This window comes from Vibrio sp. M250220, from assembly GCF_036533795.1.
Classification (GTDB): domain Bacteria; phylum Pseudomonadota; class Gammaproteobacteria; order Enterobacterales; family Vibrionaceae; genus Vibrio.
In genome coordinates this window covers 1-746 of record NZ_JATABI010000162.1, presented here as the reverse complement: position 1 = coordinate 746, position 746 = coordinate 1, and the positions used below count along the sequence as shown (strand labels likewise).

The 746-nt window shown below is 40.9% G+C and carries 1 protein-coding gene; it reads left to right on the top strand.

Annotated features, from left to right (window positions below; all coding sequences use genetic code 11):
- Positions 1-96 precede the first annotated feature (96 nt).
- A partial coding sequence (locus QTN94_RS20140) for a hypothetical protein (protein ID WP_331428665.1) occupies positions 97-746 on the top strand: 650 nt, incomplete at its 3' end.

Genomic DNA, 746 nt, shown 5'->3' with positions numbered 1-746 from the left:
GGGCTATATAGCGTCAGGTAAAAAACAAGGTGATTTAACCGTAGAGCCTGCGCCAAAAGAATTTGGCACTCGTCTTATTGAAGTGAGAATCGACTAATGAATAATGATCAAAGTATAGAGTCTCTTAAGGAACAACTTTATAACGCTGATGTAGCCTACTCTTGGGAGCACAAAGGATTGGGTGGCAAATACGAACACCTGTGGAGGTGGGGAGTGGCGTTCTTTGTCAACTATTCAATATTTGTTTTTTTTTGGTTTATTCTTGAAGATTTTACTGTAGACACCCCCATGTTTTGGGTGGCTTTTGTTTTGATGACGATGATGATGTTGATGACAAGGTATCTATATTTACCTGATAAACATCGCTGTTATCACCTAACTGCACAGGGTATTCGTTACACAGAACAAGATATGATCCCAGAGGTGGCTTATAAAATCGTGCGTGGTTTTGCTTGGGTGGGGATTGCGGTGTGTGTTATTGCGGTTTTGTTACTTGGCCCCTTGGCGCTTGTCGGTGCTGGGGCATTTGCACTGATGTCATTTGGGATGACCAATTTTCAGCCAACGGTACTAAAACACGAAATCTTCTTCTCTGACAGTCCAATTCTATTTAACGTAGTGAAAGATACTATGTTTAGAATTGACAGTCATACCGCCACCGAGTATTGCTGCCGTAGAGATTTTTACTGTTCGTCTATAGAAGAAAAACAAAAAATCATCACCCTAATCCTAGAGAGTCAAAAAGA